Annotated in this window: 26 protein-coding genes and 1 riboswitch; of the genes, 13 read left to right on the top strand and 13 right to left on the bottom strand. The window is 67.6% G+C overall.

What is annotated here, in order from left to right; genetic code table 11:
* Positions 1-57: 57 nt before the first annotated feature.
* Together pncB and pncA are read right to left on the bottom strand one after the other, a co-directional pair.
* Positions 58-1,347 (bottom strand): nicotinate phosphoribosyltransferase, encoded by a 1,290-nt coding sequence (pncB, locus tag G0D83_RS27490; RefSeq protein WP_164197689.1) that lies wholly within the window; start codon positions 1,345-1,347, stop codon positions 58-60.
* Positions 1,348-1,464: 117 nt separating this feature from the next.
* Positions 1,465-2,067: a bifunctional nicotinamidase/pyrazinamidase gene (pncA, locus tag G0D83_RS27485; protein ID WP_164197688.1), complete on the bottom strand. Its 603-nt coding sequence runs from the start codon at positions 2,065-2,067 to the stop codon at positions 1,465-1,467.
* 114 nt (positions 2,068-2,181) lie between these two features.
* Here pncA and G0D83_RS27480 point away from each other — a divergent pair, with 114 nt between their 5' ends.
* Positions 2,182-3,105, top strand: a complete 924-nt coding sequence (locus G0D83_RS27480; RefSeq protein ID WP_164197687.1) for a rhodanese-related sulfurtransferase — start codon at positions 2,182-2,184, stop codon at positions 3,103-3,105.
* 137 nt (positions 3,106-3,242) lie between these two features.
* Here the strand turns inward: G0D83_RS27480 and fliP are convergent, their stop codons facing one another.
* Genes fliP through fliF form a run of 4 tightly spaced genes read right to left on the bottom strand, consistent with a single transcriptional unit; the run spans position 3,243 to position 6,511 of the window.
* Positions 3,243-4,016, bottom strand: coding sequence for a flagellar type III secretion system pore protein FliP (fliP, locus tag G0D83_RS27475; protein ID WP_164197686.1), 774 nt, complete (start codon positions 4,014-4,016; stop codon positions 3,243-3,245).
* A gap of 2 nt (positions 4,017-4,018) precedes the next feature.
* Entirely contained in the window at positions 4,019-4,318 is a 300-nt protein-coding gene (locus G0D83_RS27470; protein ID WP_108964314.1) for a FliM/FliN family flagellar motor switch protein, read from the bottom strand.
* Positions 4,311-4,916 (bottom strand): ABC transporter ATP-binding protein, encoded by a 606-nt coding sequence (locus G0D83_RS27465; RefSeq protein ID WP_164197685.1) that lies wholly within the window; start codon positions 4,914-4,916, stop codon positions 4,311-4,313. Before G0D83_RS27465 ends, G0D83_RS27470 begins: the two co-directional genes overlap by 8 nt.
* Entirely contained in the window at positions 4,913-6,511 is a 1,599-nt protein-coding gene (fliF, locus tag G0D83_RS27460) for a flagellar basal-body MS-ring/collar protein FliF (protein WP_164197684.1), read from the bottom strand. Before fliF ends, G0D83_RS27465 begins: the two co-directional genes overlap by 4 nt.
* A 152-nt stretch (positions 6,512-6,663) precedes the next feature.
* Between fliF and fliL the strand changes: the two genes are divergently transcribed.
* The 3 genes from fliL to G0D83_RS27445 are packed head-to-tail and all read left to right on the top strand — an operon-like array spanning position 6,664 to position 8,276.
* Complete coding sequence (fliL, locus tag G0D83_RS27455; protein WP_164197683.1) at positions 6,664-7,215, top strand: flagellar basal body-associated protein FliL; 552 nt, start codon at positions 6,664-6,666, stop codon at positions 7,213-7,215.
* Between the two features lie 9 nt (positions 7,216-7,224).
* The gene (locus G0D83_RS27450) at positions 7,225-7,638 is read left to right on the top strand and encodes a hypothetical protein (RefSeq protein ID WP_164197682.1); all 414 of its coding nucleotides are present in this window, start codon (positions 7,225-7,227) and stop codon (positions 7,636-7,638) included.
* 2 nt (positions 7,639-7,640) lie between these two features.
* On the top strand, positions 7,641-8,276 hold the full coding sequence (locus tag G0D83_RS27445) for a MotE family protein (protein WP_164197681.1): 636 nt from the start codon (positions 7,641-7,643) through the stop codon (positions 8,274-8,276).
* A gap of 24 nt (positions 8,277-8,300) precedes the next feature.
* Here the strand turns inward: G0D83_RS27445 and trxC are convergent, their stop codons facing one another.
* Positions 8,301-8,735, bottom strand: coding sequence for a thioredoxin TrxC (gene trxC / locus G0D83_RS27440; protein WP_164197680.1), 435 nt, complete (start codon positions 8,733-8,735; stop codon positions 8,301-8,303).
* A gap of 139 nt (positions 8,736-8,874) precedes the next feature.
* Here trxC and G0D83_RS27435 point away from each other — a divergent pair, with 139 nt between their 5' ends.
* Positions 8,875-9,435, top strand: a complete 561-nt coding sequence (locus G0D83_RS27435; protein ID WP_108967464.1) for a L,D-transpeptidase — start codon at positions 8,875-8,877, stop codon at positions 9,433-9,435.
* A gap of 230 nt (positions 9,436-9,665) precedes the next feature.
* A complete protein-coding gene (locus G0D83_RS27430) occupies positions 9,666-9,869 on the top strand; it encodes a hypothetical protein (RefSeq protein ID WP_108964321.1) in 204 nt (67 codons plus the stop codon).
* Between the two features lie 113 nt (positions 9,870-9,982).
* Here G0D83_RS27430 and G0D83_RS27425 read toward each other — a convergent pair whose 3' ends face one another.
* Positions 9,983-10,654 (bottom strand): arylesterase, encoded by a 672-nt coding sequence (locus G0D83_RS27425; protein ID WP_164197679.1) that lies wholly within the window; start codon positions 10,652-10,654, stop codon positions 9,983-9,985.
* A gap of 20 nt (positions 10,655-10,674) precedes the next feature.
* Between G0D83_RS27425 and G0D83_RS27420 the strand changes: the two genes are divergently transcribed.
* The 3 genes from G0D83_RS27420 to G0D83_RS27410 all read left to right on the top strand — a co-directional run bounded on the left by G0D83_RS27420 (position 10,675) and on the right by G0D83_RS27410 (position 14,862).
* Positions 10,675-11,373: an ABC transporter ATP-binding protein gene (locus G0D83_RS27420; protein WP_108964323.1), complete on the top strand. Its 699-nt coding sequence runs from the start codon at positions 10,675-10,677 to the stop codon at positions 11,371-11,373.
* A 10-nt stretch (positions 11,374-11,383) separates the two neighbouring features.
* Positions 11,384-13,909 (top strand): ABC transporter permease, encoded by a 2,526-nt coding sequence (locus G0D83_RS27415; protein ID WP_164197678.1) that lies wholly within the window; start codon positions 11,384-11,386, stop codon positions 13,907-13,909.
* Positions 13,910-13,980: 71 nt separating this feature from the next.
* Complete coding sequence (locus G0D83_RS27410; protein ID WP_164197677.1) at positions 13,981-14,862, top strand: inositol monophosphatase; 882 nt, start codon at positions 13,981-13,983, stop codon at positions 14,860-14,862.
* A gap of 163 nt (positions 14,863-15,025) precedes the next feature.
* On the opposite strand, the gene gcvP is transcribed toward G0D83_RS27410, so the two are convergent.
* The 4 genes from gcvP to G0D83_RS27390 all read right to left on the bottom strand — a co-directional run bounded on the left by gcvP (position 15,026) and on the right by G0D83_RS27390 (position 20,253).
* Positions 15,026-17,875 carry an aminomethyl-transferring glycine dehydrogenase gene (gene gcvP, locus G0D83_RS27405; RefSeq protein ID WP_164197676.1) on the bottom strand — a complete coding sequence of 950 codons (2,850 nt, stop codon included), beginning with the start codon at positions 17,873-17,875 and terminating at the stop codon, positions 15,026-15,028.
* Between the two features lie 134 nt (positions 17,876-18,009).
* Positions 18,010-18,369, bottom strand: coding sequence for a glycine cleavage system protein GcvH (gcvH, locus tag G0D83_RS27400; RefSeq protein ID WP_108964326.1), 360 nt, complete (start codon positions 18,367-18,369; stop codon positions 18,010-18,012).
* 19 nt (positions 18,370-18,388) lie between these two features.
* Positions 18,389-19,516, bottom strand: coding sequence for a glycine cleavage system aminomethyltransferase GcvT (gcvT, locus tag G0D83_RS27395; RefSeq protein ID WP_164197675.1), 1,128 nt, complete (start codon positions 19,514-19,516; stop codon positions 18,389-18,391).
* 153 nt (positions 19,517-19,669) lie between these two features.
* Positions 19,670-19,754: riboswitch (glycine riboswitch) on the bottom strand.
* Positions 19,755-19,764: 10 nt separating this feature from the next.
* Complete coding sequence (locus G0D83_RS27390; RefSeq protein ID WP_370457330.1) at positions 19,765-20,253, bottom strand: Rrf2 family transcriptional regulator; 489 nt, start codon at positions 20,251-20,253, stop codon at positions 19,765-19,767.
* Positions 20,254-20,351: 98 nt separating this feature from the next.
* Between G0D83_RS27390 and G0D83_RS27385 the strand changes: the two genes are divergently transcribed.
* Positions 20,352-20,918, top strand: a complete 567-nt coding sequence (locus G0D83_RS27385) for a gamma-glutamylcyclotransferase family protein (protein WP_164197673.1) — start codon at positions 20,352-20,354, stop codon at positions 20,916-20,918.
* On the top strand, positions 20,915-22,144 hold the full coding sequence (locus G0D83_RS27380; protein WP_164197672.1) for a DUF2254 domain-containing protein: 1,230 nt from the start codon (positions 20,915-20,917) through the stop codon (positions 22,142-22,144). The genes G0D83_RS27385 and G0D83_RS27380 overlap by 4 nt, the downstream gene beginning before the upstream one ends.
* Positions 22,145-22,250: 106 nt before the next feature.
* Here G0D83_RS27380 and gltX read toward each other — a convergent pair whose 3' ends face one another.
* A complete protein-coding gene (gltX, locus tag G0D83_RS27375; protein ID WP_164197671.1) occupies positions 22,251-23,585 on the bottom strand; it encodes a glutamate--tRNA ligase in 1,335 nt (444 codons plus the stop codon).
* A 99-nt stretch (positions 23,586-23,684) separates the two neighbouring features.
* Between gltX and G0D83_RS27370 the strand changes: the two genes are divergently transcribed.
* Positions 23,685-24,638, top strand: a complete 954-nt coding sequence (locus G0D83_RS27370; protein WP_164197670.1) for a 1-phosphofructokinase family hexose kinase — start codon at positions 23,685-23,687, stop codon at positions 24,636-24,638.
* Positions 24,639-24,806: 168 nt separating this feature from the next.
* The gene (locus tag G0D83_RS27365; RefSeq protein WP_164197669.1) at positions 24,807-25,736 is read left to right on the top strand and encodes an MBL fold metallo-hydrolase; all 930 of its coding nucleotides are present in this window, start codon (positions 24,807-24,809) and stop codon (positions 25,734-25,736) included.
* Positions 25,737-25,781 lie beyond the last annotated feature (45 nt).

Below are 25,781 nucleotides of genomic sequence, written 5' to 3'. Positions count from 1 at the left end.
GCGCCTGCATAGCGCGACGCCGCGGCACATGCCAGTCTCGGGAATGGGCAGGTGGCCCTAGACGACGACCTCGTGGCGCTCCTGCTCACCGACCTCGAAGACCCGTTTGTAGCGGGCGATCTCATCCGCCGGACCCATCGCCTTGTTGGGGTTGTCCGAGAGCTTCACCGTTGGCCTGCCGTTGGCGCTGATTGCCTTGCAGACGAGGCTGAAGGGCGCCAGCCGGTCGTCGGGCGTGAGGCCGCGGAAATCGTTGGTCAGCAGCGTGCCCCAGCCGAAGGAGACCCGCACCCGGCCCGCGAACTTGTGGTAGAGTTCGAGGATCTTTTCTTCGTCGAGTCCGTCCGAGAAGATCACCAGCTTTTCGCGCGGGTCTTCGCCGCGCTCCTGCCACCAGCGGATGGCGATCTCGGCGCCGGTCTCGGGATCGCCGCTGTCGATCCGGATGCCGGTCCAGCCAGCCAGCCAGTCCGGGGCATTCCTCAGGAAGCCTTCGGTGCCATAGGTGTCGGGCAGGATCATCCGGAGGTTGCCGTCGTGCTCGCGGTGCCAGTCGGCCAAAACATCATAGGGCGCGCGGGCCAGCGCCGCGTCATCCTCGGCCAGCGCGGCGTAGACCATGGGCAGCTCGTGGGCATTGGTGCCGATGGCCTCGAGATCGCGGTTCTTGGCGATCAGGCAGTTGGAGGTGCCGGTGAACCCGTCGCCCAGACCCTCGACCATCGCCTGCACGCACCAGTCCTGCCACAGGAAGCTGTGGCGGCGGCGGGTGCCGAAATCGGCGATCTTGAGGCCGGGCTGCTGCCGCAGCCGCTCGATCTTCTCCCAGAGCTTGGTGGCGGCGCGGGCATAGAGCACCTGCAGCTCGAACTTGCCCATGTGGTTGAGCACGGCGCGGCCGCGCAACTCCATCAGCACGGCGAGCGCCGGGATCTCCCACAACATGACCTCGGGCCAGCTGCCCTCGAAGGTCAGCTCGTACTGGTCGCCGACGCGTTCGAGGAAATAGGGCGGCAGGCGCAGGCTCTCGAACCACTCCATGAAGTCGGAACGGAACATCTGCCGCTTGCCGTAGAAGGTGTTGCCGCGCAGCCAGGTGCTTTCCCCGCGTGACAGGCTGAGCGAGCGGATGTGGTCGAGCTGTTCGCGCAGCTCGCCCTCGTCGATCAGCTTGGCCAGCGGCACGTTGCTGGAGCGGTTGATCAGGCTGAAGGTGACTTGGGTGTCACGCCGGTTGTGAAAGACCGACTGGCACATCAGCAGCTTGTAGAAATCGGTATCGATCAGCGACCGGACAATCGGGTCGATCTTCCAGCGGTGGTTCCAGACTCGGGTCGCGATTTCCACGGCGCACACTCCTCACGGGCAGTCGGGGCCCCTGTTACGCGAATGTGACAGGGAGGGCCAAGCGCTTTCTGCCTTTCCGGCAACGGCTTGCGGGACCGATTGTTCCCGTCCGCTGGCTCAGGCGGCGCGCGAGAGCTTCACGCCGGCGCCGTTCATGCCCGCTCGGGCGGCCGAAAGCGAGCCGTCGAGGTCGATGGCACGGCAGAGATCCTCGCGCACGGTTACAGCGAAATCGAGTTTCGCCGCATCCAGAGCCGAGTAGGTCACGCAGAAATCCGTGGCGAGGCCGACGAGCGTCAGCCGCTCGACTCCCCGCGTCCGCAGGTAGCCCTCGAGCCCGGTGGGCGTGCGGCGGTCGTTCTCGAAAAAGGCCGAGTAGCTGTCGATCGCCGGGTTGTAGCCCTTGCGGATGATAAGATCGGCGCGGTCGGTGTTCAGCGCCGGGTGAAACGCCGCGCCAGGGCTGCCGATGACGCAATGGTCGGGCCAGAGCACCTGCGCGCCATAAGGCATCTCGGTCAGGTCATAGGGCGCCTTGCCCGGGTGGGCGCTGGCAAAGGACGAATGCCCGGCCGGGTGCCAGTCCTGGGTCAGCACCACCGCGTCGGCCTCGTCCATCAGCGCGTTGATCGGGGCGACGATCTCGTCGCCGCCGGGCACGGCTAGCGCCCCGCCGGGGCAAAAATCGGTCTGGACGTCGATGACGATGAGCGCGTGCATGTCTCTGGGCCTCCGGGCATTTTCCAAAGGCTTACGCGCCGCGCCGCGCGCGCGTCAATGCTGCGGCAATCCGGTCGCTTGCCCGACTCGACCCTTGAGCGTAAATGCGCCCGCATGTTCACAGTCTGCGCCCTCTACCACTTCACCCGCTTCGACGATCCCGCTGTCCTGCGCGGACCGCTTCTGGACCTGTGCCTCGCCAATTCGGTCACCGGCACGCTGTTGCTGGCCGGCGAGGGGATCAACGGCACCATCGCCGGCCCGCGCGCCGGGGTCGATGCGGTGCTCGCGCATATCCGCGCGCTGCCCGGCTGCGCCGATCTGGAATGGAAGGTCTCCGAGGCCGCCGAGCGCCCCTTCGCCCGCATGAAGGTGCGGCTGAAGAAGGAAATCGTCACCATGGGTCAGCCCGGTGTCGATCCGCGCGCCAACGTCGGCCATTACGTGGCGCCGGCCGACTGGAACGATCTGATCCGCTCGCCCGACGTGGCGGTGATCGATACGCGCAACGACTACGAGATCGCCATCGGCACTTTCGAGGGGGCGGTCGATCCGCAGACCGCCACGTTCCGCGAGTTCCCCGAGTGGTGGGCGCAGAACAAAGACCGCTTCCACAACAAGCGCATCGCTATGTTCTGTACCGGCGGGATCCGCTGCGAGAAGTCGACGAATTACCTGCTGAGCCAGGGCGTTGAGGAGGTCTACCACCTCAAGGGCGGTATCCTGAAATACCTCGAGGAGGTGCCCGAGGAGGACAGCAGCTGGCAGGGCAGCTGCTTCGTCTTCGACGGCCGCGTCTCGGTCGAGCACGGGCTGCGTGAAGGCCCGCACGAGCTCTGCCATGCCTGCCGCCGGCCGATCCTGCCCGAGGACCGGGCCCGTCCCGAGTACGAAGAGGGCGTCTCGTGCCACCAGTGCGTTGCCGAGACCTCGGACGAGGACAAGGCGCGCTTCCGCGAGCGGCAGAAGCAGATCGCCCTAGCCAAGGCGCGCGGTGAGCGCCACCTGCACGCAGATACGCCGGGCGAAGGGCTGTAATCTGCTCCGCCTTGCCGGCCTCCCAATTAGTCCCGCGGTGCCTGTCCGCGGGATTTTCTTTTGGGGCCGCCGGGGTGGCGCGGGGTGTGCGTCATTCTCTCGGTAGCCAGATCGCGCGGACCGCGCGCCGGGTGTCTTCAGAAATAGCTTCGCACCAAGGCGCCCGAGAGCAGCGACCAGCCGTCGGCGATGACGAAGAAGGCGAGCTTGAAGGGGAGTGAGACGATGGCCGGGGGGACCATCATCATGCCCATCGACATCAGCACCGCCGCCACCACAAGGTCGATGATCAGGAAGGGCAGGAAGATCAGGAAGCCCACCTGGAAGGCGCGGGCGATCTCCGAAAGCATGAAGCTCGGCACCAGCAGCGACAGCGGGGCGTCGGGTGCGAGCGACGTGCCCGACGTTTCCGGTCGCAGCTCGGCCATGGTCTCGAAGGTCGCCGGATCGCAGCGCGCCGCCATGAAGCCGCGGAACGGAATGAGCGTGCGCTCGGTCGCCTCGGCCAGTTCGATGCGCTCGTCGAGCAACGGCTCGATTCCCTGCTCCCATGCGGTGGTGAAGGTGGGCTCCATGACGAAAAATGTGAGAAACAGCGCGAGGCTGACGATCAGCATGTTCGGCGGCGACTGCTGCAGCCCCAGGGCCTGACGCAGGATCGCCAGTACGGTGACGATGAAGGGAAAACAGGTCACCATCACCGCGATTCCGGGCGCCAGGCTGAGCAGGGTGACCAGCGCGATCAGTTGCAGGCTGACCGCGGCGACAGAGCCACCCGCGCCGAAATCGACCGAGACCTGCTGCGCCGCCGCGGCGCCCGGCAGCAGGTTGAGCAACGCCAGACCCGCGCCTAGACCCGCTCTCCCAAGGCGGTGCGCGGCGAGACGGCAGACGTGGCGGCGGCTGGACATGGTCAGCCCGGGCTCTGGATGTCCATCACCTCGAGCAGACGCACTGCGAGCTGCGCGGTTTCGCCCTCCCCGGTGACCTCCAGCGCGCCGGTGCCAATCAGCTTGTCGCCAACGTAGAGCTCGACCGGGTCCTCGAGCCGGCGATCGAGGGTCAGCACCGAGCCTTCGCCAAGCTTCAGAAGCTCGCGTACAAGCGGGCGGGCACGCCCGACCGAAACGGTGATCTCGATCGGCACAGAGGTGAAGGCGGTGCTGCGCGCGCCACCCCCGGCGGGGCTGCCATCTTCGGCTCTCTCATCCATGTGCTGCACTCCTCCGGGTGTCATGGGCGAATCCCTCGACCGCACGGGTCACTTCCTCGAGAAGGCCGGTCATGTCGATCTGTCGCTCGGTCTCGCCGAAGCGCAGGTCGGCCTGCCCTTCGGCCAAGGTCTCGTCCTCCTCGAGCCGCAGCGGAAAGCCGAAATCCTGGTCAAGTAGCGGGGCGACCCGTGCCGAGGTGCCCGGGGCCACGGCGATCAGCACCTCGCGCCGCGCGATCTCCTGCGCCATGGTGCTCAGCTGTTCGCGCAGGTGCAGCCCGAGGGTCTCGTGAAGCAGCCGGGGCAGCAACGCCCGTAGCATTTCCTCGAGCAGCGGTGTCACCGCGTCGAGCATCTGCCGGTAGGCCTCGTTGTAGGTGAAGGAGAGATCCTGGAGATTCTGCGAAAAATCGCTGGCGATCCGGCCGGATTCCTCGGATTGCGCCTTGATCGCGTCGTCCCAGCCTGCGCGGTAGCCGGAATCGAAGGCCTCCAGTTTCAGCGCGTCGACCTGCTCCGTGCCCGATTCGGCCGCCGTCACCTCGGGCCTCGGGGGGCGGCGCGAGAAATCTTCGAGAAAATTGCGCAGGTCGCTCACTTCGCCTCTTCCTTCTCATCGAGCCAGCTGCGCAGGATCTCTACCGTTTCGGTCTTGCGCTCTTCGATGAGGGCGCGCAGGCGGTCCACAGGATCCTCCTCGGCGGGAGAATCGAAATCGACCATGCCGAGCCCGCCGAAATCGGGTCCGCTGCCCAGCGAGGTGAGCGGGGCGAAGCCGTCGTCCTCCTCGATTTCGCCGCTCAGCGCTTCAGGTGCGGAGCCCGCGCCGGGAAGCGCAAGCGGCGCGGCAGTGCCCTTCCCGGCGAGAATCGGGCGCACCACGAAGAGCCCGAGGATGAGCGCGACGCTGGCGAGCACGCCGAGCTGGATCAACGTCATCGGGTCGAGCGGCATGGAGACCCAGCTCGGCTCTATGGGGCCGGTCCCCAGGCCCTCGGGTCGCTCGAAAGGCAAGGACCGCAGGGTGATCTCGTCGCCACGCGCCTCGTCGAAGCCGACGGCGGAGGCGACCAGATCGCGCAGCGCCGCGAGCTCCGCGTCGGGCAGGGGCACGAAGGTCTGCGCGCCGTCGGCCGCGGTCTCGAACCGGCCATTGACCAGCACCGCGACGGTCAAGCGGCGCACCGCGCCGGGCACGCGGGTGATCTCGCGGAGAGTTTCAGATACCTCGTAGTTCACCCGTTCGCGCGTCTCGCTGCTCTGGCTCGAGGAGGACTGGTTGCCTCCGGCCTCCCCGTCCGGAAGGTTCGAGGCGACGGTTACATTCGGGCTGCCGCTGTTCTGGTCGCTGTTGCTCTCTTCTTCGGTGTCGGTCGAGATCGCGACGCGGCCTTCGGGGTCGAAGCGCCGTTCTCGGATCGACTCGCTCTCGGTCACCGTGTCGACGCTGACCTCGACCACGGCGTTCCCGGTGCCGACCCGCGCCTCCATCAGGCGCTGCACCCGGTCGCGCAGCGCCAGCGCACGGTCTTCGGCGCTGCGGCCGCTGCCGGGCTCGTCTTCGCTGCCGATGAGACCGGCGAGGCTGTCGATCACCGCCACCTCCTCGGGCACGAGCCCGGGAACGGCCGAGGCGACGAGATATTTCAGCGCGCGCGCCTGTGCCGGGGTGATCGCCGGCCCAGCGACGGTGACCGAGATCGAGGCGGAGGGCGTGACCTCCCGCTGGAAGGGATTCGCGCTGGAATTCGCGATGTGTACACGGGCTGCGGCGATGAGCGGGCTGGCGACGATGGTGCGCGCCAGTTCCCCCTCCTTGGCGCGCCAGTAGGCGGCATCGAACATCTGCGAGGTGGTGCCGAACCCGGACAGGGTATCAAGCAGCTCGTAGCCTTGGGTGCTGTTCGCCGGCAGCCCCTCGCTGGCGAGGGTCATACGCAGCGCATCGCGCTGCGCGTCGGGTACGAAGATCGCGCCGCCGCGCACCTCGAAGGGAATGCCGCGCGATTCCAGCGCTTCGACCACCTCGCCAGCGGCGCCGTTCTCGAGCCCGGCGTAGAGCAGCGACATGGGCGGCGCACTGGCAACGCGGGCAAGCCCGAAAACCGCCAGTATCATCGCCAGCGCGGCCCCGAGGGCCACGGCGCGGCGGCGCGGGGTGAGCGTGTTCCAGACTGTCGCGAGCTGCTGCAAGTGGTCCTCCGTCTCGGCTCCGGCCGGAGGGCCGGGATGCCCCGGAGGCCAGCCCCGGGGAACGTCAGATGAATGCATGTTTGGCCGATCCGACTTAATAATCGGTTAGCCTCTGTGCGCCTATAAGCGGCCTGCCAGACACGAGGTGCCCCATGACCGACGCCACCGCCGACGCGGCCGGCGAGGATGACCCGCCGCCGAAGAAAGCAACGAAACTTCCGCTTCTGATCGGGCTTCTGCTTGCTCTGCTCGGGGCTGGTGGCGGCTTCTACGCGGCTTTCTCGGGGATGCTTCCGTTTGGTGGCGCTGCTGCGATCGGCGGGGCCGAGCGCCATGGGGAGGAGGCGGAAACGGGGCATGGGGGGACGGAGGCGAAGGGCGACGGACGGGGCGAGGCCGCCGGGGCCACCGCATTTATCGCGTTGCCGCAGATCGTCGCCTCGCTTGGGCCGGTGACCTCCTTGCACCACCTGCGCTTCACCGCGCAGCTCGAGGTGGCACCGGATCAGCGCGCCGCGGTCGAAGCGCTCATGCCGCGGATCCTCGACGTGCTGAACACCTATCTGCGCGCGCTCGAGTCGGGCGACGTTGAGGCGCAGGGCGCGCTCATCCGTCTGCGTGCCCAGATGCTGCGCCGCATCCAGATGGTCGCCGGAGACGAGAGGGTCCGCGATCTGCTGGTGACAGAATTTGTGCTGAATTGAGAGGGCCTCATGGAGATGATTGCCGATATCCTGCTGGCGGCCGGGGCGTTTGGCGCCGGATTCTACTGTTTTGTCCTGTCGCGGCGGCTCACCCGTTTCACCGACCTGGAGAAGGGCGTCGGCGGGGCGGTGGCGGTGCTTTCGGCGCAGGTCGATGATCTCACCCGGACGCTGGAGGCGGCGCAGCAGGCGGCGGGAAAATCCGGCGAGACCCTGAGTGACCTGACCGAACGGGGTGAGCAGGTGGCGCATCGGCTGGAGCTGCTGATCGCCTCGATGCATGACCTCCCGGAGGTGGCCGGAAGTTCGGGCGGGGCTGCGGGTGACGCTGCCTCGGGCAGGGTCAAATCCCCTGAGCCGGAGGCTGACTCGGGCTTCGCAGAGCCGGTGTTCCTGCGCCACTCGCGCAGCGGCGCCGCGTGACGATGGCCGCCGTCTTTCGCAAGTTGATCCCTGGTCGCGGGCGCGGTGCCCTGGGGATCATCAGCGCCTTGATGATCGTGTCGGCCATCTTGCGGCTTGGTGCCGGTGCGGCGCAGGCGCTGGACAACCTGCCGCAGGACGGGGCGGCGGAGCAGGACGTCATGGCTGGCAGGGGGGACATGTCAGGGCCGGCAGCCGGGTCCGACCCAATTGGGACCTGTATGGGCGAGGAAGACCTCGCCCCGGCGCTTGCGGCGCTTCGGGCGCGCGAAGCCGATGTTGCACAGCGCGAGACCGACCTGCGCAGCCGGCAGCAGGCGCTGCAGCTGGCCGAAAGCACCATCGATCAGAAGCTGGCCGCGATGGAAGAAACCGAGCAGCGCCTGCGCGCCACCCTGGCCATGGCAGAGACCGCTGCCGAGGATGACGTCGCCCAGCTCACGCAGGTCTATGCCAACATGAAGCCGCGCGAAGCGGCGGCGGTTTTTTCGCAGATGGAGCCTGACTTCGCCGCCGGGTTCCTCGGGCGGATGCGCCCGGATGCCGCGGCCGCGATTCTTTCCGGAATGGACCCGCAGGCTGCCTATACGATCAGTGTCATGCTGGCAGGACGAAACGCCAACGCGCCGAAGAACTAGCCGCGGCGCGCGGGGTCTTGGCGCTCAGCGCCCTTCCGGAGAGCGCAGTGTAAAGGCCTCGATCTTCGCGGCGGGCAGCGCACCGGATTGCCGCGCGGCCTCGCGCCCCTTGCCGAAAGCGATGAGCGTGGGGATGCCGCGGATGCCGAATTGCGCCGCGGCCTTCTGGTGCTGCTCGGTGTTCAACTTGACCAACCGGGCCTTGCCCTTCAGCGCGGTGGCGGCCTTGGAGAATTCCGGCGCCATCATCCGGCAGGGGCCGCACCAGGGCGCCCAGAAGTCCACCACCAGCGGCGCTTCGTCGGTGCGGATCGCCTTGGCCAGCGTATCGGCGTCGATCTCGTGCGCCTTTCCGTCCATCAGCGCGGCGCCGCAGGTGCCGCATTTGGGGCCGGCGTCGAGACGCTCTTGCGGAACCCGGTTGGTCTGACCACACTCAAGGCAGACAAGCTTGACCATTTCTCGATCTCCATACATTCATTTCAACTGATATGTGTTCTCCGCGCAATTGTGACAATCCCCCTGACCGTTTCCCATTGATTTTATGCGCAGCGGAAACAGAATCCTTATGCCTTACGACCAAACTGGAGAGGTGCCCATGATCACCCGTCGCAAATTCGTCGCCACGGCCAGCGCAGGGGCGCTTCTGGCCGCCGCAGGTCCGACGTCCGCCTTCACGCTCGATCCGAAATTCGCGCCGCAGCCCGTCCGCATGCGCAGCGACATGCAGCCGGGGCAGATTCTGATCATGCCGCGCGCCCATTTCCTTTATTTCATCACCGCGCCAGGCGAGGCGCTGCGCTACGGCGTCGGCGTGGGCAAGGCGGGGCTGGAGTTCACCGGCGAGGCGGTCATCCAGGTCAAGAAGGAATGGCCGACATGGCGCCCGACCAACGAGATGATCGAGCGCGAGCCACAGACTTACGCCAAGTTCAAGGACAACGATTATGTAGAGCCCGGCGGCCCCGGCAACCCGCTGGGCGCGCGCGCGCTCTACCTGTTCCAGAACGGGCGCGATACGTTCTTCCGCATCCATGGCACGACGCAGCCCGGCACCATCGGCCGCTCGGTGTCGAACGGCTGCATCCGGATGATCAACGAGCACGTCATCGATCTCTACCAGCGGGTTCCCGTCGGCACGAAGGTGACGGTGATTTGAGCGCTCGCCACGCGGCAGCGCGTGGCCCGAAACAGGAGGCGGTCCCGGCAGGGACCGTCACCCAAAGAATAGTCAGATGCACTTTTAGCATATTGATTTGAACGGAAATTTTCGCGGTTTGACGCGCGGGATGCCATATTCAGGCCCGAATCCGCCAGCAAGATCAGACCATAATCAGCGGCCCGGACGTCCGGGACCCCTGCAATCAAAAGAATTCGAAGGGTAAGTCTATGGCGATTGTGGCTCTCTTGGCCGGCAGCACCCTGGGTGCCTTCTGCGGCCTTTTTGCATGGTTGTTCCTTGATACCTCTGCGCTGAGCGCATTGGGTCTCTACTTCTCTGTCAGCCTCGTTTCGGGGCTGCTTCCGATCCTCTGTGCGTCTCTGCGCGGCGGAGACGCCGGGTCTGACGAGGCGGTGATCGTCCGCTCTTGAGCCGCGCGCTTGCATGACGCCGTTGCGCGTGACCCGCACGCGCTACCTTCACCGGTAGGGCCTGCGACGGCCGCAAGACAACTACCGAAAGACACGGGTGTCCGGCTGCCGGGCTATCTGTCCTCGGCTTCGGCGATCAGCGCCTCGACGCTCGGGCCAAGCGCCGCAACCACCCGTTTCACCCCTTCGGCATTTGGATGAATGCCATCTGGCTGCATCACCGCGCCAAGGTTCGCCGGCGCCGCGCCGCCTTCGCGCAACCCGGAAAAGAAATCCGCGTAGAACAGCGCGTCATAGGTTTCGGCCAGCTCGGGGTAGATCGAATCGAACTGCGCCTTGTACTCTGGTCCGAAGTTGCCGGGCGCCGTCATCCCCACCAGCAGCACCGGCAGATCGCGGGCCTGCGCCTCCTTGAGGATGCCATCGAGGTTGCTGCGCGAGGTGGCCGGAACGATCCCGCGCATCATGTCGTTGCCGCCCAGCGTCACGATCATCGCGTCGATTTCGGGGGTGAGCGACCAGGCGACCCGCGATAGCCCACCCGCCGTGGTGTCGCCGGACACGCCGCCGTTGACCACCGTCACCTCGTGGCCCCGCGCCTGCAGCCAGCTCTGAAGCTGCGGCACCAGCCCGTCGGACGCCGGCAGCCCGTAACCCTGAGTCAGGCTGTCGCCCAAGGCCAGGATCTCCATCGCCGAGGCGGGCAGGGGGGCGAGCAGAAAGGCAAGGCAGGCCGCAGCCTTGCTGAGCGGGGCAAAGCCCCCATATGTCAGTGAACGTGCCATTTTCCCGAAAGGCCCTTTCGATGCCCGATCCCGTGATTGCCCTGCATGATGTCACCCTCAGCCTCAGGGGCAATGCCGGACCGGTCGAAATCCTTCACGGAATCTCGATGGAGGTCGCACGGGGCGAGACATTGGGGCTGATCGGGCCGTCCGGCTCGGGGAAAAGCTCGCTGCTGATGATCATGGGAGGTCTGGAAAGCGCGACGACGGGGCGGGTGTCGGTGTTGGGACAGGAATTCACCGGCATGGACGAAGACCGCATGGCGCGGTTTCGGCGCGACCACATGGGCGTGGTGTTCCAATCGTTCAACCTCATCCCGACGATGACCGCGCTGGAGAATGTCGCGACCCCGCTCGAGCTGGCCGGACACAAGGATGCCTTTGCCCGGGCCGAGGCCGAGCTGGAGCGGGTCAACCTTGGGCATCGCGCCGGGCATTACCCCTCGCAGATGTCGGGGGGCGAGCAGCAGCGCGTGGCGCTGGCCCGCGCCTCGGCGCCAAGGCCGCAGATCCTCCTGGCGGATGAGCCGACCGGCAATCTCGACGGCAGCACCGGGCAGGCGATCATGGACCTGCTCTTCGGGCTGCGCGACGATCACGGTGCGACGCTGGTGCTGGTCACCCACTCCAACCGGCTGGCCGAGCGCTGCGACCGCGTGGTGCGGCTCACCGACGGCCGGATCGACCCCGCGGCCGCGCGCGCCCGGGCCGCCGAATGAGGGCGGCGCGATGAGTCTGGCCACCGCTGCCCGTTTCGCCCGCCGCGAGCTGCGCGGCGGCGTGCATGGCTTCCGCATCTTCATCGCCTGCCTCGCACTCGGTGTCGCCGCCATCGCCGGGGTCGGCTCGGTGCGCACCGCCATCGAGGCGGGGCTCGCCGATCAGGGCGCGGTGCTGCTTGGCGGCGATGCGCAGGCCGAGTTCACCTATCGCTTCGCCAGCGACGAGGAGCTGAGCTGGCTCGAGGGCATCTCGACCGACATCTCGGTCGTCACCGATTTCCGGTCCATGGCCACGGTCACACGGGATGGCGAGACCGAGAGGGGCCTGACGCAGGTCAAATCCGTGGACGACGCCTACCCGCTTCTGGGCGAGATGGTGCTCGACCCGCCGATGCCGCTCTCGCAGGCGCTGGACGGAGGCGCGCTGCCGGGGGCCGTCATGGCGCCGGTGCTGGCGGACCGGCTGGGGCTTGCGCCGGGCGACAGTTTCAAGCTGGGCACGCAGGCCTTCACCCTCTCGGCGGTGATCCTGCGAGAGCCCGATGACGCGGGGGACGGCTTCGGGCTCGGCCCGCGCACGCTGGTGCGCACGGGCGATCTGGAGGGAAGCGGACTCCTCGCCCCTGGCTCGCTCTACGAAAGCCAATACCGGCTGCGGCTGCCGCCCGGCAGCGATCTCGAGGCGCTGAAGACCGAGGCGGCGGAGCGCTACCGCGAAGGTGGCATCCGCTGGCGCGACTCGCGCAACGGGGCGCCGGGCATCGCGCGCTTTGTCGAGCGGCTCGGGCGCTTCCTCGTGCTGGTCGGCCTGTCGGGGCTGGCGGTCGGCGGTATCGGCGTATCGGCGGCGGTGCGCGCCTATCTCGCGCGCAAGACCTCGGTGATCGCGACGCTGCGCACGTTGGGGGCCTCGCGCAACACCATATTCCTCACTTACTTCCTGCAGATCGGGGCGCTGTCGCTGGTGGGCATCGCGCTGGGGCTGGTCCTCGGGGCCGGGATCCCGCTGCTCTTCGGCCCGCTCATCGCCAGCGCGCTGCCGGTGCCGGTGCTCTTCACCATCTACCCGGGCCCGCTGGCCGAGGCCGCGCTCTACGGCGTGCTGACAGCGCTGCTCTTCACCCTCTGGCCGCTGGCCCGGACCGAGGAGGTGCGCGCCGCAACGCTCTTTCGCGACGCGCTCGACAGCGCCCGGGGGCTGCCCGCACCGCGCTACGTGATCGCCACGCTGGTACTGCTGGCTCTGCTGGTCGGCGCCGCGACGCTCTTCTCGGGGGACCGCAAGATCACCCTCTGGACGGCGGCCGGCCTGATGGCGGCACTGGTCATCCTGGCGCTTGCCGCCGGTAGCATCCGCTGGTTGGCGCATCGCGCCGCACCGCTGTCCCGCGGCCGCCCGGCGCTGCGGTGGGCGCTCTCGGCCATCGGCGGCCCGCGCGAGACAGCTGCCTCGGTGGTGCTTTCGCTGGGGCTCGGGCTGACGGTGCTGGCCGCCATTGGCCAGATCGACGGCAACCTGCGCGCCTCGATATCGCGCGACCTGCCCGCGGTCGCACCTTCGTACTTCTTCGTCGACATCCAGCCCGATCAGATCGACGGCTTCACGGAGCGGCTCGCGGACGACCCCGCCGTCAGCCGCGTTGACACGGCGCCGATGCTGCGCGGGGTGCTCACCCAGATCAACGGGCGGGACGCGCGCGAGGTGGCGGGTGGCCACTGGGTCGTGCGTGGAGACCGGGGCCTTACCTACGCCGCACAGCCGGACGAGCGCACCAAGGTGACGGCGGGCGCATGGTGGCCCGAGGATTACGCCGGCCCGCCGCAGGTGAGCTTCGCCGCCGAGGAGGCCGAGGAGATTGGCCTCAAGCTCGGCGACCAGATCACCCTCAACATCCTCGGCCGCGACATCACCGCCACGATCACCAGCTTCCGCGAGGTGGATTTCTCGACCGCCGGGATCGGCTTTGTGATGTCACTCAACCCCTCGGCGGTGGCCGGCGCGCCGCACACCTGGATCTCGACGGTCTACGCCGAGCCGCAGGCAGAGGCGGCAATTCTGCGCGACCTGGCAGATGCCTATCCCAATATCACCGCGATCCGGGTGCGCGACGCCATCGACCGGGTCTCGGAGCTGCTCGAAGGCGTGGCGGGGGCGATCCGCTGGGGCGCGGCGGCGACGCTGCTGACCGGCTTCCTGGTGCTCATCGGCGCGGCCTCGGCCGGCGAGGCGGCGCGCAGCTACGAGGCGGCCGTGCTGAAGACGCTCGGCGCCTCACGCGCGCGCATTCTGCAGAGCTTCGCCTTGCGCTCGGCGCTGCTCGGGGCGGCGGCGGGCGGTGTCGCATTGGTCGCCGGTATTCTCGGAGGCTGGGCGGTGAGTCATTTCCTGATGGAGACCGAGTTCAGCATCATGTGGGGCTCGGCCATCGCGATCATCCTCGGTGGCGCGCTGGCGACATTGCTGGCCGGCCTCGCCTTCGCCTGGCGGCCGCTGTCGGCAAGACCTGCGCGGGTTCTGCGCGCGCGCGAGTAAGCGGCTTGAACCTCGGGGCAGGGGCTGGCAGGTCAGTGCCGACCCCTGGCTGAAACGAACGGACTTGCCCCATGACCGATTCCCTGCCTATGCCGATCTCGGCCCCGATCACCCCGGCGCAAAGGACCAGCATCCTCAACCTGCTGCGCCGCGCAGCGCGGGCCGAGATCCTGCCGCGCTTCCGGGCGCTCGACCCGTCGGAAATCTCGGAAAAGACCGGTCGGCAGGATCTGGTGACCGCCGCCGACAAGGGTGCCGAGGCGATGATCGCGCGAGGCCTGCAGCGCATGTATCCGCACGCGCTCATCGTCGGCGAGGAGGCCGTGGCCGAGCACCCCGAGATCCGCGACCGCATCGGCGATGCGGAGCTGGCCTTCACCATCGACCCGGTGGATGGCACCTGGAACTACGCGCATGGGTTGGCGACCTTCGGGATCATCCTCTCGGCGACACGCTTCGGCGTGCCGGTTTTCGGGATGATCTACGATCCGATCATGGACGACGTGGTGATCGCCGAGACCGGAGGCCCGGCGGAGATGTTCCTGCCCAAGCGCCGCCTGACGCGCCGCCTTGGCGTTTCGCCGGGCGGGCAGCTGTCGGACCTTCAGGGCTTCATTCCCTTCTACCTGATGCCCGAGGACAAGCGGCCCGAGGTCGGCGCCGTGCTGCCGCTCTTCGAGCGCAGCCATACGCTGCGCTGCTCGGCGCATGAGTTCCGCCTTTTCGCGCAAGGTTCGGTGGATTTCCACTTTTCGGCCCGGCTCACCCCTTGGGACCACGCCGCGGGCGCGCTGATCGCGCGGTGCGCGGGCGGTCATGTGGCGATGCTGGACGGCTCCGAGTACAACGCCAAGCTGCGCGACGGGGTCCTGCTCTGTGCCTCCAACAAGGAGACCTGGGAGCGCATCCGCGACGCCTTCGCCTTCCTGCTCGAGGCGCCCTCCGCAAGCTGAGGCCGCGCGGCGACACAAGAAAGGGCGGGACCGAGGTCCCGCCCTTTTGCGTTGCAGCCTTCGGCTTGGCTCCGGTGCGAAAACCCCCCGCTGCGCGCGGGGGTCGTGACGTGCGCCGCAATCGGTCCGGGCCCGATGGACCGCGCCCCTCGCTTTTTCCGGCTTACTCTGCTGCCTCGGCGTAGTCGCTCATCGGCGGGCAAGTGCAGGTCAGGTTGCGGTCGCCCCAGGCGTTGTCGACCCGGTTGACCGGCGGCCAGTACTTGTCCACCCGGAAGGCGCCCGGCGGGAAACAGCCCTGTTCGCGGCTGTAGGGCCGGTCCCAGTCGCGCACGAGGTCTTCCATGGTGTGCGGCGCGTGTTTCAGCGGGTTGTTCTCGGGATCGGCCTTACCCTCTTCCACCGCACGGATCTCCTCGCGGATCGCCAGCATGGCGTCGCAGAAACGGTCGAGCTCGGCCTTGGTCTCCGACTCCGTCGGCTCGATCATAAGTGTGCCCGCGACCGGGAAGCTCATGGTCGGTGCGTGGAAGCCGCAGTCGATGAGCCGCTTGGCCACATCGTCCACGGTGATGCCGCAGCTGTCGGCGAAGGGGCGGATGTCGATGATGCACTCATGCGCCACGCGGCCCTCGTGGCCGGTGTAGAGCACCTCGTACGCCCCCGCGAGGCGGGTCGCGATGTAGTTGGCATTGAGGATCGCCACGCGCGTCGCCTGCGTCAGCCCCTCGCCGCCCATCATCTGGATATAGCCCCAGGAGATCGGCAGCAGCGAGGGCGAGCCGTAGGGCGCGGCCGAGACCGGCCCGGCGATGCCATCCTCGAGCGGGTGCGCAGGAAGGTGCGGCACCAGGTGCTCCTTGACGCCGATCGGCCCCATGCCGGGTCCGCCGCCGCCATGCGGGATGCAGAAGGTCTTGTGCAGGTTCAGATGGCTGACGTCGCCGCCCAGATCGCCGGGGCGCGACAGGCCCACCATGGCGTTCATGTTGGCGCCGTCGATGTAGACCTGCCCGCCATGCTCATGGGTGATCGCGCAGACGTCGCGCACCGTCTCCTCGAAGACACCGTGGGTCGAGGGATAGGTGATCATGCAGGCCGCCAGCGTATCAGAGTACTGCTCGGCCTTGGCGCGGAAGTCCGCGAGGTCGATCGAGCCCTTCTCGTCGCATTTGACCGGCACCACCTTCCAGCCGACCATCTGCGCCGAGGCGGGGTTGGTCCCATGGGCGTTGACCGGGATCAGGCAGACATTGCGCTGGCCCTCGCCGCGCTCGCGCTGCCACGAGGCGATGGTGAGCAGCCCGGCATATTCGCCCTGCGCGCCGGAGTTCGGCTGCATCGTGAAGGCGTCATAGCCGGTGACCTTGCAGAGCTTGTCCGACAGATCGTCGATCATCTGCTTGTAGCCGAGCGCCTGATCCTGCGGCACATAGGGGTGCAGACCGGCGAACTCGGGCCAGCTCACCGGCATCATCTCGGCGGCGGCATTGAGCTTCATGGTGCACGATCCGAGCGGGATCATCGCCCGGTCGAGCGCCAGGTCGCGGTCCGCGAGGCGGCGCATGTAGCGCATCATCTCGGTCTCGGCCCGGTTCATGTGGAAGACCTCGTGGGTGAGGTAGCTGCTCGTGCGGATCGACGCCTCGGGCAGACGGTAGCGCGGGGCGAAATCCTCGTCCTTGCGCAGCAGGCCGAAGGCGCGCCAGACCGCCTCGATGGTGGCCGGGCGGGTGGTCTCGTCAAGCGTGATGCCGACGCGGGTCTCGCCGACCTTGCGCAGGTTGACGCCCTCCTTGACGGCGGCGCGCAGCACGCCCTGCTGCAGCAGGCCGACATCCACGGTGATCGTGTCAAAGAAGGTTTCGGGCTCGACCTTGAAGCCGGCCTCTTCCAGACCGCGCGCCAGCCGCTCGGTCTTGCGGTGGATGCGCTGCGCGATGGCCTTCAGACCCTCGGGGCCGTGGAACACCGCATAGAAGCCCGCCATCACCGCCAGCAGCGCCTGCGCGGTGCAGACGTTCGAGGTGGCCTTCTCACGGCGGATGTGCTGCTCGCGGGTCTGCAGGGCAAGCCGGTAGGCGCGGTTGCCGTGGCTGTCGATCGAGACGCCGACGATGCGCCCGGGCATGGAGCGTTTGTAGGCATCGCGGGTGGCCATGTAGGCGGCGTGCGGGCCGCCGTAGCCGAGCGGCACGCCGAAGCGCTGCGTGGAGCCCACGGCAATATCGGCGCCCATCGCGCCGGGCTCTTTCAGCAGGCAGAGCGCCATAGGATCGGCGGCAACGATGCCGATCGCCTTGGCTGCGTGCAGCGCCTCCATCTCGGCGGAGAGGTCACGGACGTGGCCGTGGGTGCCGGGGTACTGGAAGATCGCGCCGAAAACCTTTTCGGCCTCGAGAGCGTCCGGGCTGGCGACGATGATCTCGATGCCGAGCGGCGCGGCGCGGGTCTTCATTACCGCGATGTTCTGCGGGTGGCAGTTCTCGTCGACGAAGAAGGCGGTGGCCTTCGACTTCGCCACGCGCTGCGCCATGGTCATCGCTTCGGCGCAGGCGGTGGCCTCGTCGAGCAAGGATGCGTTGGCGATCTCGAGCCCGGTCAGATCCGAGACCATGGTCTGGTAGTTCAGCAGCGCCTCGAGGCGGCCTTGGCTGATCTCGGGCTGGTAGGGTGTGTAGGCGGTGTACCAGGCGGGGTTCTCGAAGATGTTGCGCTGGATCGCCGGCGGGGTGACGGTGCCGTGGTAGCCTTGGCCGATCAGCGAGGTCAGAACCTTGTTCTTCGATGCGACCTCGCGCATGTGCCAGAGCATCTCGCGCTCGGACATGGGCTTGCCAAGCTCCAGCGCCTCGGCCTGGCGGATGCCGGCGGGGACGGTCTGCTTGATCAGCGCGTCGAGGTCCTTGACCCCAAGCACCTCGAACATCTGCGCCATCTCCTTGGGCGACGGCCCGATGTGGCGACGGTTGGCGAAATCATACGGCAGGTAGTCTGTGGGCGTGAAGGCCATGAGGTTCTGTCCCAAAACAGCAGATTCAGCAGGGCTTGGGGGCAAGGTAAGGCCCTGCCCCTTTCATCTTTCTTCAAATGTGCTCCGCCCCTGCGGCACCGCCGCGCGGCGCGGCGGGGCAGGGCACGGGGACATCAGCCGATGAACTTCTTGTAGGCGGCTTCGTCCATGTAGTCGTCGAGCGCCGAGAGGTCCTCGATCTTCATCTTGAAGAACCAGGCCTCGCCCTCGGGGTCGTCGTTGACCTTCGACGGCTCGTCAGCGAGCGGGCTGTTCACCTCGACGATCTCGCCGTCGAGCGGGGCGAGAATGTCGGAGGCGGCCTTGACCGACTCGATCACCACCACCTCGTCGTCCTTGCTGACCGTGGTGCCCTCTTCCGGCAGTTCCACGAAGACGACGTCCCCGAGTTGCTCGGCGGCGTGGGTGGTGATGCCGACGACGACCAGATCGCCCTCGACGCGGAGCCATTCGTGCTCTTCGGTAAATTTCATCGTGCTGTCCCTGTCTGTGTCAGCGTTTGTAGGTCTGGGTGACGAAGGGCATCTCAGCCACTTCGACGGCGAGGCGCTTGCCGCGGACCTCGCCGAAAAGCTGGGTGCCTTGGGCGGCGTGGTCAATATCGACATAGCCCATGGCGATCGGAGCGCCGGTGGTCGGCCCGAATCCGCCCGAGGTGACGCGGCCGATCGGGGCGCCGCCCTCTTCTTGTGCAAAGATCTCCACGCCTTCGCGCATCGGGGCCCGCCCCTCGGGGCGCAGACCAACGCGGGCGCGGCGGGCGCCGCCGTCGAACTCGGCGAGGATCTTCTCGGCACCGGGGAAGCCGCCCTCGCGGGCTCCGCCGCTGCGACGGATCTTCTGGATTGCCCATGTCAGCGCCGCCTCGACGGGGGTGGTGGTGCTGTCGATGTCGTGGCCATAGAGGCAGAGGCCGGCTTCCAGCCGCAGCGAGTCGCGCGCGCCAAGGCCGATGGGCTCCACATCCTCATGCGCCAGCAGGGCGCGGGCAAGCTCGACCGCCTTGTCCTCGGGCACCGAGATCTCGAAGCCGTCCTCGCCGGTGTAGCCCGAGCGCGAGATCCAGCAGTCGGCACCGACAAGCACGACCGTCGCCACATCCATGAAGCGCATCTCGCGCACCGCGGGGTTGAGCGTGGCCAGAGCCTCCTCGGCCGCCGGACCCTGCAGCGCCAGCAGCGCGCGGTCGCCGAGCAGCCGGGGCGTCACGCCCTTGGGCTCGAGCCCGGCGCGCATATGGGCCATGTCCTGGGTCTTGCAGGCGGCGTTGACCACGACGAAGAGGTGATCGCCACGGTTGGCGATCATCAGGTCGTCCGCGATGCCGCCCGCGTCATTGGTGAAGAAGCCATAGCGCTGACGGTTCTCGGCCAGCCCGGCGATGTTCACCGGCACCAGCGATTCCAGCGCCAGCGCGATGCTCTCCACGCTCTCGCCGGACAGGATGACCTGCCCCATGTGGCTGACGTCGAACAGCCCGGCCTTCTCGCGCGTGTGAAGATGTTCCTTGAGCACCCCGAGCTTGTACTGCACCGGCATCTCGTAACCGGCAAAGGGCACCATCTTGGCGCCCAGCTCGACGTGCAAATCGTGTAAAGGCGTGCGTTTCAGCTCGTCCATGCGCTCCCCGATCCTCTCGGCCCGGAATGGCGCAGAGCCCCCGGACATTCCCCGCACGGATCCCGCCCGTGCCCGAAATGCCCCCTCTGTCCTTTCGCCTGAGATCGTTATCCCTTCGGCGGGCGCTTCGCGCGCCTCTCTCCAGAGTTTTCAACTGCCGCGAAGGTCCTGTGGCCTGAGAGTTTCCGGGGCGGTTGCTCCTTCGGCACCGGCAAGCCGGTTCTCCCATCGCGCTGGGCCGGAAACTATTATACTTGCGCAGCCGCCGCAAGCGTGGCCGTGCCGCGCGGGATCGAGCAGGCCCTGCCCGGCACGAGGATGTCGATCAACGGGGCGTTGTCGCAGACAAGCGCGTCAAGCGTGATCGGATCGAGCGTGGCGTAGAAGGCATTCGCCGCCTCGGACAGCGCGAGACGCAGCCGACAGGCCTCGGTAAGCGGGCAGGTGTTGTCGGCATCGGCGAAGCATTCGGCCAGCGGCACCGGGGATTCGAGCGTCCGGAACACTTCGCCAATCTGAATCTGGCTGGCTGGGCGCGCAAGCTCCAGCCCGCCGTTCCGGCCGCGGTGTGTGCTGAGATACCCGAGCTGTGCCAATTGGTTGATGACCTGTGCCAGATGGTTTTCAGAGGCATTGCAGCATCTGGCGATCTCGGATTTGGTGACCAGACGCCCGCTGTTTGCCGCGCAGTGCATCAGGACACGGATCGCGATATTCGTTCTCTTCGTCACACGCACGGGAAATATCCTCGCTTTGAATGATTGGCGGGTTAAGTACAGGGTTCGGGCAAAGGTTGAATTGACACATATCAATTGGGTCTGAGAAAAAGCGCGGAATGAGCACATCTTATTTCTTCGGGTATGGGTCTCTCGTCAATCGCCGCACGCATGGGTTCGACCCGGCGCACCGGGCCACGGCCTCGGGCTGGCGCAGGGTCTGGGCGCAGGTGCCGGGACGGCCAGTGTCGCTGTTGACTGTGGTGCGCGATCCCTCCTGCGAGATCGAGGGTCTGATCGCCCCCGTCGATGACGCGGGCTGGGCCGCGCTTGACCTGCGCGAGGCCTGTTACGACCGGACCGATGCATTGCAGGATGTGCGCCACCCCGCCGAACGGGTGGAGGAACTGGCGATTTACGTCGTTCCCGAGCGCGACCGCCTGCCCCCCGATGCCGCGCACCCGGTCCTGCTGAGCTACCTCGACGTGGTGCTGCAGGGCTATCTCGGTGAGTTCGGTGCGGCGGGCGCCGAGCGCTTCCTTGCCACCACCGCCAATTGGGAAGCGCCTATCCTCAATGACCGCGCCGCGCCGCAATACCCGCGGGCGCAAAGCCTGACGGACGATGAGCGCGCCTTTGTCGATGCGGCGCTCTCGGGGCTCGGCGCGCGGGTGCTCGCCAGATGACCCCACGCTGGCTGCTGCTGCTTTACCGTATTTCGAAGCGGCTCGGGGTGAGGGTGCTGCTCGGAGCTGTTTTGGCTTTGCTGGCAGTGGCGGTGGCGCCGCTTTTCCAGTCGCTGATACCGGACTGGATGAAGGACCGTTTCGGCGCGGACGCGGTGACGCCGATCCTGTCGATCCTTGCCACGACAATGCTGACTGTCACCACCTTCTCGCTCTCGGTCATGGTGCAGGCCTTCCAGTCGGCGGCGAGCCAGGCGACACCGCGCGCCTACCGGCTGCATCTGCAGGACACCACCGCGCAGACCGCGCTGGCCGCCTTCACCGGCACCTTTCTTTTCTCTCTGACCGCGCTCGTGCTGTTCAACGCCGGGCTCTATTCGGAAGAATCGGCGGTGGTGATCTTCTTCCTGACCATTGCCTGCATCGTCGCCGTGATCCTCGCCATGCTGCGCTGGATCGGCCACCTGAGCGTCATGGGCAGCATGGACCACACGCTCGAGCGGGTCGTGGAAAGCGCGCTGCCCCCGCTGGAGCGGGCGATGGCGCGCCCTTCGCTGGGCGCCGCCCGTCCCGAGCATGCGCTGCCGTCGGACGCAATCGAGGTGCCGGCGAAAGCCGCCGGCTACGTGCAATACATCAACCTCGAGGCGCTGGAGGAGAAGCTGGCGGCCTCCGAAGCAATGTTCCGGGTGATCGCCCATCCGGGAGCCCATCTGGTGCCAGGCATGCCGCTGGGACTGGTCGCGGGCGGCCATGTGGCCCCCGAGGAGATCGCCGAGTGTTTCACTGTCGGCGCGGCGCGTACCATGGAGCAGGACGCGCGCTACGGGGTGATGGTGATGAACGAGATCGCCATCCGCGCCCTCTCGCCCGCGGTGAACGATCCGGGCACGGCGATCGACGTGGTCCAGCGGCTGGAGCGAATGCTGATGAAGCTTGGCCGCCCGGAGCACGCGACGCCGGACTTTCCGCACGTGCAGATGGCGCCGCTCAATCCCGCGCACCTGCTGGAGGACGGCTTCTACCCGCTGATCCGCGACGGCGCGGCGCGGCCCGAGGTGATCGCCAGCGTACTCGCGGCGATGAAGGTGCTGGGCCGCGCGGAGTGGCCCGCGCTGGCCGTGGCGGCCGAGATCACCCGCGACTACACCTTTGCCCATGCCGAGGCGGCGCTGACAGTCGAGGCGGACCGGCGCTGGCTGGAGGCGAAGCGGCAGGAAGTCTGAGGCGGCTTCTAAGCGTGCAGCGCGAGAGGGGCGGGCTTGCGCGACGAAGCAAACATGAAAAAGGCGGGCCCGGGGGTCCGCCTTTCGCATCTCGATAGCCCGGCGCTTACTTCGCCAGGTCTCTTGCCGGTATCTTCTCGAGCAGCGGCAGCACGTCCGCCATCTCCGGCCCGCGCTCGAGCCCGGTCAGGGCCTTGCGCAGCGGCATGAACAGGCCCTTGCCCTTGCGGCCCGTGGCTTCCTTCACCGCCTTGGTCCATTCGCCCCAGGTCTCGGTGGTGTGGGGGCCTTCGGGCAGCAGCGCCATCGCCTCGGCAATGAAGTCGCGATCCTCGTCGGCGATCAGCGGCTCGGCGCCGTCGCGGAACAGCTCCCACCAGCCGGCGATCTCCTTGCGGGTCACGATGTTCTCGCGCGCCACGTTCCAGAAGGCCGCCTGCTTGCCCTCGGGCACGCCGATCTCGGTGAGCTGGGGTGCAACCGCCTCGAGTGGCAGCTGGTGCAGCTTGCGGGCGGTCAGCGGGTAGAGATCCTGCTCGTCGAACTTGGTCGGGGCGGCGCCGAACTGGCTCAGCTCGAAGCCTTCGGCGATCTCGTCCAGCGACAGGCGCAGTTCGACCGGCTGGCTCGAGCCCAGACGCGCCATCAGCGACAGCAGCGCCTCGGGCTCGACACCCGCCTCACGCAGGTCGCGGATCGACAGCACGCCGAGGCGCTTGGACAGCGACTCGCCCTGCGGGCCGGTGAGCAGCGAATGGTGCGCGAAGCCGGGGGGCGTGCCGCCGAGCGCCTCGATGATCTGGATCTGCGTCGCGGTGTTGGTGACGTGGTCCGAGCCGCGCACGATGTTGGTGACGCCCATGTCCATGTCGTCGACCACCGAGGCCAGCGTGTAGAGGATCTGCCCGTCGCCGCGGATCAGCACCGGGTCCGACACCGAGGCGGCGTCGATCGAGATGTCGCCGAGGATGCCGTCGGTCCAGTCGATGCGCTGCTGGTCCAGCTTGAACCGCCAGACGCCGTTGCCGCGCTCGGCACGCAGGGCGTCCTTCTCGGCCTCGGACAGCTCCAGCGCGGCGCGGTCGTAGACCGGCGGCTTGCCCATGTTGAGCTGTTTCTTGCGCTTCAGGTCCAGCTCGGTCGGCGTCTCGAAGGCCTCGTAGAAACGGCCCAGGGCGCGCAGCTCGTCGGCGGCGGCATGGTAGCGGTCCAGCCGCGCGCTCTGTCGCTCCGTCTTGTCCCAGTGCAGACCGAGCCATTCGAGGTCGCGCTTGATGCCGTCGACGTATTCTTCCTTGCTGCGCTCGGCATCGGTGTCATCGATGCGCAGGATGAAGGTGCCGCCGGCCTTGCGCGCGATCAGGTAGTTGAACAGCGCGGTGCGGAGGTTGCCCACATGGATGTGACCGGTGGGCGACGGTGCGAAACGGGTGGTGGTCATGCTAGCCTCCTGCATACGCGGCTGGCAATTTCACAAGCGCGGCGGTTTGTCCAGTTCGCGGCCCTTGGCGCGGTGTCCAAGCCGTGTATTCTCCGCCATATGAGAGACATTCTGACGGTCACGCTCAATCCCGCGCTCGATCTGTCGACCACCACGGATCGCGTGGTGGCCGGGCCGAAGCTGCGCTGTGACACGCCAAGCGCCGATCCCGGCGGCGGCGGCATCAACGTCGCGCGGGTGGCCGCCGAGCTTGGTGGCCCCGCACGGGCGTTTCTGGCACTCGGCGGGCCGACGGGGATGCGGCTCGAGGCGGCGCTGGAAGAACTCGGATTGCCGCTGGTGCGGATGCGCGCCCCGGGCGAAACGCGCGAGAGCCTCGCCGTGCACGACCGCCACAACGGCGAACAATACCGCTTCGTCATGCCCGGGCCGGTCTGGAGCGAGGGGGACGTGCACGACGCGCTTTCGTCGGTTGCCAGCACCGTGCACGAGGGCGGCATCGTGGTGCTCAGCGGCAGCCAGCCGCCGGGGGTGCCGAGTGATTTCCCGATCGAGCTTGCCCGCGCGCTGCGTGAGCGCGGCGCCTATCTGATCGTCGACACCTCGGGGCCGGTGCTCGAGCTTCTGGCCAAGGGCACCGATCCGGCGCCGGCGGTGCTGCGGATGGACAGTCTCGAGGCCGAGGACCTGGCGGGTCGGCCGCTGATGACCCGGGCCGACTCCGCCCGCTTCGCTGCCGAGCTTGTGGCGCGGGGCGCGGCCGAGCGGGTGATCCTTGCGCGCGGCGCGGATGGTTCGGTCATGGCGGGGCCGGACGGGCTCTGGCAGGTGAGCGCGGCCAAGGTCACGGTGCTCTCGGCGGTGGGGGCGGGGGACAGTTTCGTCGGAGCCTATGCCTTCGGGATTTCCTCTGGCCTGAGCGCACCGGAGTCTCTGGCGCTCGGCGCGGCCGCGGCCAGCGCGACGGTGACGACGCCGGGCACGACGCTCTGCACGCGGGCCATGGTGCGCGGGCTGCTCGCGCAATGCGGCGCGCGCGAAATCCGAGCCTGACAGCACTGCGGCCGGGCAGCGGCGCAGCCTACGAAGAGTTCGGTCAATCCCGCGCAAATACAAGGATGTGATGATGCGCCAGCCCGTGCCCTGTGGCCGAATGACGCGGGGGCGCTATCCTTTCGCACAGGAAGACCGCCTGCAGGGCAACAAGAGAGGAAGACGACAATGGACAAGGACAAGATCACCCGCCGCACGGCGCTGACCTGCGCTGCCGCGTTGCCGCTTGGCGCCACTCTTGGCGGTGCCACGAGAGCCCGGGCGCAGGACTCGCAGGGTCCGCAGGTGCCGCGGACCTACCGCGTGCCGCTGGGCGATTTCGAAGTCACCGCGATGATGACCGGCACTCGCACCGTGCCTGACCCACAGGGCACCTTCGGCATGAACGCCAGCGCCGAGGAATTCGCCGAGGTCTCCGAGGCCGCCAACATCCCGACGGACAAGGCGCAGTTCTTCTTCACGCCGACGCTGGTCAATACCGGCAACGCACTGATCCTCTTCGACACCGGGCTCGACCCGGCGGGTATCGTCGCCGCGGTCGAGGCGGCGGGCTATGCCGCGGAGGACGTGAGCCACGTGGTGATCACCCACATGCATGGCGACCACATCGGCGGGCTCTCGGAGAATGGCACGCCAACCTTCGCCAATGCCGCGCTGCTCACCGGGCAGGAGGAATGGGATCACTGGTCCTCCGCCGGCAACGAGACCTTCGACGGCAAGGTGCGCCCGCTGGAGGGAAGCTTCAGCTTCCTCGGCAACGGCGCCGAGGTGGCGCCGGGGATCACTGCCGTTCTGGCGCCCGGGCATACGCCGGGCCATATGTGCTTCATGCTCGAAAGTGGTGGCAAGAAGCTGATGCTGACCGCCGATCTGGCCAACCACTATGTCTGGTCGGTGGGCAAGCCCGACTGGGAAGTGCGCTTCGACATGGACAAGGAGCTCGCCGCCTCGTCGCGACGCAAGATCTTCGGCACCCTGGCCGAGGACAAGACGCCCTTCATCGGCTATCACATGCCCTTCCCGGCGATCGGCTACGTCGAGGCCGAGGACGACGGCTTCCGCTACGTGCCGCACAGCTACCAGCTGCTGCTGAGCTGAGCGGGCCCGAAAGGGTCTGGCTTGCGCGCCCGAGGCGCGCGGGCC

The organism is Salipiger sp. PrR003 (assembly GCF_010500785.1).
GTDB lineage: Bacteria > Pseudomonadota > Alphaproteobacteria > Rhodobacterales > Rhodobacteraceae > Salipiger > Salipiger pacificus_A.
This window is presented reverse-complemented; position numbering and strand designations above follow the sequence as displayed.